A 4,671-nucleotide genomic window follows, 5' to 3' on the forward strand; every position below is an offset into this window, starting at 1 on the left:
CCGCGCTGATGGCAATCTCCCGAAAGGTCATTATTATAGACTTTGAAACCTTGTCTCCAATGTACCTGATTGGAATTGCGGCTGTAGTTCTTAGTATGAGTCTTGGTTACTGGCTGATCCATAAACTGCCCAATAAGAGCCATACTGAATAAACTTCTCAGCCTCCCGAATTTTCAGATACTCTCAAGGCATGAAAAAGTCTTGTCTTGGCACGTTGGAAGCTAATAAATTCCTCCATGCTAGGCTCTATATACTGCTAGACTACAAGATTATAGAGTAGTGCCTAGGCGGAGAAATTATCGATATTATTTTCTAGCAGCTAATCTTTGAGTATTGGCACAGCTCAATGGGGCAAGTGTTGCTCCAGTTCCCCCATCTGATATATACCCTCAACATCTATGCATTTTACTTTCAACTTTTCCGTGGTCCTCTTAAACAAGGTCGTCACGAGTAGCCTGAAGGATTACATCCGGCTAGAAGTAACAGCCAGAAAAGTGATTGTCAGGTGGTCGGTCATCTCGCCGTAAAATTAGCTCTTAACGTATACCTTCAGCTCAGTTTGCGAAACAGCCTTAAAGGTCAAAGTAACTTTCAATCCCATTCAGAGTGTTGGTCGTGGCCACAGCGGCTAATATCAACCCCATGATCCGACTTACAGCACTAGCTCCTGTATTCCCAATAATCCTGTGTATGCCGCTGGCCATTAATAGCAAGATATAAACAACCAATAGTACCAGCAGCATCATAGCCACTGTCTGGACTTGCTCCCAAATATTAAACCGCACGTTCTCTGTGAGTAAAACGGCGGCTAATATTGCGCCAGGGCTAGCAATTGATGGAATGGCTAGAGGAAAAACTGCTGTATCATGATGACTATTGAGCGTTCTGATTTCTTCTGCTGGTTTACTCTCACCAAATATCATAGTCAAAGCAAACAAGAACAATACGATACCGCCCGAGATTTGAAACGCAGACAAGGGAATACGCATTGCTGTAAGTATGATTTCACCAGCAACAACAAAAAACAGTAGGATAGCAGCGGAGAATAGAGTCGCAAAAAGAGCGACCTTACGCTTTGCCACTTCTTCATAGCTTTTTGTGGCTGCGATAAAAACGGGCACAGTACCTATGGGATCGATGACAGCAAAGAAAAAGATAAAAGTTGCCACAAAGTCAATCATGCTACTTTCTCCAGTACCAATTTAGCTTTAAGGATAGAAGATCAGCTTGAAGTAGCAGAGAAAATGTTTGACGCTAACATAGCGAGAGCTCATTCAGAAAAACAAAAATGGTGCGTTATTTACAATACAGAACTTACTTCTATCCTATCGATAACTATTAATATCTCAAAGGTAATGACTACCATACCTAACGGTAGTCGCCATCGCTTTAGACTTCTCAGAGAACATCAAAAAAACAAGTGAACGAGAAGAATATCGACGTCATAAGATAGTGAGGCTTTAGTGTTTATACCAGTGCTCTTTTGACTCCATTTGAGCTTTTACTTCTGCACTATATTCAGCAGTAGGTCGTGCCAATAACCTTGGAATGCCGATAGGTTCTCCGGACTCTAAACAATAGCCATACTCCCCTGCGCGCAAGCGAGCCAACGATCGTTGAATCTTAGGTAACAGCTTTTGCTCTCTATCTATGATTCTTAATGCGATTGCAGATTGCTCCTCACTGGACGCCCTATCGCTTTCGTCACTGAATTCCATTGGCGCAATCATCTCTTCTTTCGCGCGTTCAATATGCGCTAACGTCAATTCATAAAGCTCAAATAATCGGTTTTCAAAAAACGCGAGCTGAGCTTCATTCATATAATCCGCCTCGGGCGCTGCAAGAATTTCTTCTTCTGTCATGACATACTTTTTCTCTTCGTTCATAGAAGCTCCACACCGAGATAAGAGTTCGATCTCTAAATTCCGGACATCTGAACCTGTGCAACTAAACGACAAATAAAGCCGCCAATAAGGTGCAGTGCTCGACACACTCACAAACTGCTTGATGCCAGAGTTAAGATCACCGACTATATTAATTGTTATATTATAACATTACACTATAAAGAGCATGAGCATGAACACCCAGAAACTCCCTGTTACGGTTTTGTCCGGCTTTCTAGGCGCAGGAAAAACAACCGTTTTAAGTCATATTCTTAACAATAGACAAGGCAGAAAAGTCGCGGTCATCGTCAACGACATGAGCGAAGTCAACATCGATGCAGCGACCGTTCAGAATGAAGTTTCTCTCAACCACAGTGAAGAAAAGTTGGTTGAAATGAGTAACGGTTGCATCTGTTGTACCCTGCGTGAAGATCTGCTTGAAGAAGTCACTAAACTCGCGCAAGAAGGCAGATTCGATTACTTAGTTATCGAGTCCACTGGCATCGCCGAGCCACTTCCCGTTGCAGAGACTTTTACGTTTGCTGATGAAAACGGGCTATCACTTTCAGACGTTGCACGTTTAGACACCATGGTTACGGTGGTTGATGCGATTAACTTTCTGCGTGATTACGATGAAGCTAAGTTCTTAACAGAGACAGCCGAATCATTAGGTGAAGACGATGAACGCAGCGTTGCTGACTTACTCGTTGATCAAGTAGAGTTCGCTGACGTTATCTTGATAAGTAAAACCGACCTTGCTGAGAAATCAGAAATCGAAAGGCTTCTTGCGATTCTTAAAACTCTTAATACATCGGCCACTATTCTTCCTATCTCGAATGGTGAAGTAGAACTTGATGCGGTACTCGACACACAAAGCTTCAGTTTTGAAAAGGCACAACAAGCCCCAGGTTGGTTGAAGGAAATGCGAGGCGAGCACATACCGGAAACCGAAGAATACGGCATTTCCAGCTTTGCCTATCATGCGAGACGCCCTTTCCATCCAGAGAAGTTTTACGACTTCCTCCACAATGCGAAAGATTACGGCAAACTGATTCGTTCCAAGGGTTACTTTTGGCTAGCAACCAGACCAGAGTTTGTCGGTCAATGGAGCCAAGCGGGAGGCATCGCACGTTATGGTGTTGCGGGTATGTTTTGGAAAGCGATTCCGAAGGAGGAATGGCCGACGGATCAAGATTACCTAGATGCTATAAACGACATTTGGCAAGAACCATACGGCGATATGCGACAAGAATTGGTGTTTATTGGTCAGGGATTAGAGCAAGAGAAATTGATTGCTCGTCTTAACGAATGCTTGTTAACAGAAGATGAGATAGAGCAAGGGCTCGACTATTGGTTATCTCTGGAAGACCCTTTCCCTGAATGGGAACAGTAAACGACTGAGATACAAAAAGCCTCCCACCATTCGGGAGGCTTTTTCGTTACACAGAGCCAATTTTGGTATACCGAGCCAATTCAGTAAGTCCGTTCTCGAAACAACCCGAGATTCAAACATGTAGCGAGGGAATCCTCACCAGTGCATTCAAACCGTCTTCTTCTGGCTCAACTTAGCTATTTTCTTTGGCCAAGGATCTTCAAATGTTGCCCCTTGTTGCCATTGCTCCAATTCCACATCCGTTAAAAAGCAGTTTTCCAGCGCATCAATAAACACATCGACTTCGTTTTCTTGCCCAATCACCGTTAAGCGACAACGACGATCACCAAAGCGGCTTTCAACGCTGTCTATCTTATCTTGTAGGATTTGACGATGTTCCTCTGTGAAGTTTTGCGATTCGTCATTGATTACCGAAGCGCGCCAAAAGCCTGTAATTTCAAGCCCCACATTGCCGTTTGCTTGGCTCCAAAGTAGTGAAACATCGTCTCGAGTTGGGAACCAAAAGAACCCCTTACTGCGGAACACACCTTTAGTTAAATACTGGTGGCAGGTACTCCACAAACGCGCAGGATGAAAAGGTCGATCATCTTTGATCACTTTGGCGACAAGGCTTTGTTCGTCTTTATCAGAGAGATTCAACGGCTCATTCACCGTCTCACGAAGTTCTGCGATTAACTGCTCAACAAGGAAGAAATTGTAGTCTTGCTCACCTTTCAACATGCGGATATCCAAGTTTCCCCATGACGTTTTGATTATCTCGGTGTAAACATTAAGCGGATGAATCGCCTGCGCGATGTTACGAACGGTATTGTCATCCACTTTGTCCGTCTTGGTGAGCATGACACGGTTTGAGAACATGATTTGCTCTACCAACAAGTTTTCAACGCCGCGAACACCCTGCTGTACGTTCTTTTGCCACTTCGGAATTAAGGCAGAGCCTTGTCGATAGTCATCTCGCAACCAAGTCGCATCCACCAACGTAATCACGTCTTTGAGAGCGAATTGTGCGTTATTTTTGAAATACTCAACCAAAGGCAAAGGATGACTACTGCCCGATGTTTCAATCACAATCCATTCTGGCGATTTTTCTGCGCAGAGCTTTTTAAGGGCTTTATCGAGCTGCTTTACACCACTCGGGCTGCTGATGCTGTCTCCACTGATCGTGACAAAGTTGCCCTGCTCTTCACTCACCGCATCGGTATTTAAGATAAGCACGCCATCAACGTCTAACTCACTCATGTCATTCACAATAACGGAAAGATCAATACCAGAAGAATCGGCTTGTTGAAGAATGTTGCGTAAAAAAGTGGTTTTCCCTGACCCGAGAAACCCATGCAAAATAGTGACTGGAATTGATGGCATACCTTTGACCTACAAACTCTGAATAAACACATG

At 43.9% G+C, this 4,671-nt stretch carries 5 protein-coding genes; 2 read left to right on the plus strand and 3 right to left on the minus strand.

Features of this window, described 5'->3' with window-relative positions; translation table 11 throughout:
* Positions 1-8 precede the first annotated feature (8 nt).
* On the plus strand, positions 9-152 hold the full coding sequence (locus CAG68_RS22495) for a phosphate-starvation-inducible PsiE family protein (RefSeq protein ID WP_249114593.1): 144 nt from the start codon (positions 9-11) through the stop codon (positions 150-152).
* Positions 153-572: 420 nt separating this feature from the next.
* Here the strand turns inward: CAG68_RS22495 and CAG68_RS15950 are convergent, their stop codons facing one another.
* Entirely contained in the window at positions 573-1,181 is a 609-nt protein-coding gene (locus CAG68_RS15950) for a MarC family protein (protein WP_017635732.1), read from the minus strand.
* A 279-nt stretch (positions 1,182-1,460) separates the two neighbouring features.
* Positions 1,461-1,886 carry a TraR/DksA C4-type zinc finger protein gene (locus CAG68_RS15955; protein WP_161441350.1) on the minus strand — a complete coding sequence of 142 codons (426 nt, stop codon included), beginning with the start codon at positions 1,884-1,886 and terminating at the stop codon, positions 1,461-1,463.
* Between the two features lie 190 nt (positions 1,887-2,076).
* Here CAG68_RS15955 and zigA point away from each other — a divergent pair, with 190 nt between their 5' ends.
* Positions 2,077-3,276 carry a zinc metallochaperone GTPase ZigA gene (zigA, locus tag CAG68_RS15960; RefSeq protein ID WP_064354627.1) on the plus strand — a complete coding sequence of 400 codons (1,200 nt, stop codon included), beginning with the start codon at positions 2,077-2,079 and terminating at the stop codon, positions 3,274-3,276.
* A gap of 147 nt (positions 3,277-3,423) precedes the next feature.
* On the opposite strand, the gene CAG68_RS15965 is transcribed toward zigA, so the two are convergent.
* Positions 3,424-4,638 carry a GTP-binding protein gene (locus CAG68_RS15965; protein ID WP_161441351.1) on the minus strand — a complete coding sequence of 405 codons (1,215 nt, stop codon included), beginning with the start codon at positions 4,636-4,638 and terminating at the stop codon, positions 3,424-3,426.
* Positions 4,639-4,671 lie beyond the last annotated feature (33 nt).

The organism is Vibrio sp. V42_P2S4T144 (assembly GCF_009904715.1).
GTDB classification, from domain to species: domain Bacteria; phylum Pseudomonadota; class Gammaproteobacteria; order Enterobacterales; family Vibrionaceae; genus Vibrio; species Vibrio alginolyticus.